Genomic DNA, 513 nt, shown 5'->3' on the forward strand with positions numbered 1-513 from the left:
CGTCGAAGGCGAACGGTCGCAGCGCTCGTGGCGCTGAGCTCACCGGGCGGCGAGGCCCTGCTGGAGGCACCGGCCGCGCCGGTGTCGGCGTGGCTGGAGCGCACGCTGCGCGTGGTGCCGCCGGGCAGTGAGGGGGAGCAGCCCGGCTTCGACGACGGGCGGGCCGAGCTGCTCGCCCGGTGAGCGCGCACAGCGCGATCACGCAGAGCGGGAACGGGAGCGGGAGCGTGAACGGAGGGAGGCGGAGGCGCGCGGGTCAGAACAGCTTGCCGGGGTTGAGGATGCCCAGCGGGTCGAAGACCTGCTTGACCGCCCGCTGCATCTCGACCCCCACCGGGCCGATCTCGCGTGCCAGCCACTCCTTCTTCAGCACGCCCACCCCGTGCTCGCCGGTGATCGTGCCGCCGAGCCGCAGGCCGAGGGCCATGATCTCGTCGAAGGACTCGCGGGCGCGCCGGGACTCGTCGGGATTCTGCGCGTCGAAGCAGACGGTCGGGTGCGTGTTGCCGTCAC

Annotated in this window: 2 protein-coding genes; one reads left to right on the forward strand and one right to left on the reverse strand. The window is 73.3% G+C overall.

Annotated elements, in window-relative coordinates; all coding sequences use genetic code 11:
- On the forward strand, positions 1-183 hold a 183-nt coding region (locus tag BZY54_RS48995; RefSeq protein WP_143668492.1), incomplete at its 5' end, for an SsgA family sporulation/cell division regulator.
- Between the two features lie 73 nt (positions 184-256).
- Here BZY54_RS48995 and BZY54_RS49000 read toward each other — a convergent pair.
- Positions 257-513 (reverse strand): FAD-linked oxidase C-terminal domain-containing protein (locus tag BZY54_RS49000; protein WP_279634791.1); only part of this gene is annotated, 257 nt, incomplete at its 5' end.

The organism is Streptomyces carpinensis (assembly GCF_002154505.1).
Taxonomy (GTDB): domain Bacteria; phylum Actinomycetota; class Actinomycetes; order Streptomycetales; family Streptomycetaceae; genus Streptomyces; species Streptomyces carpinensis.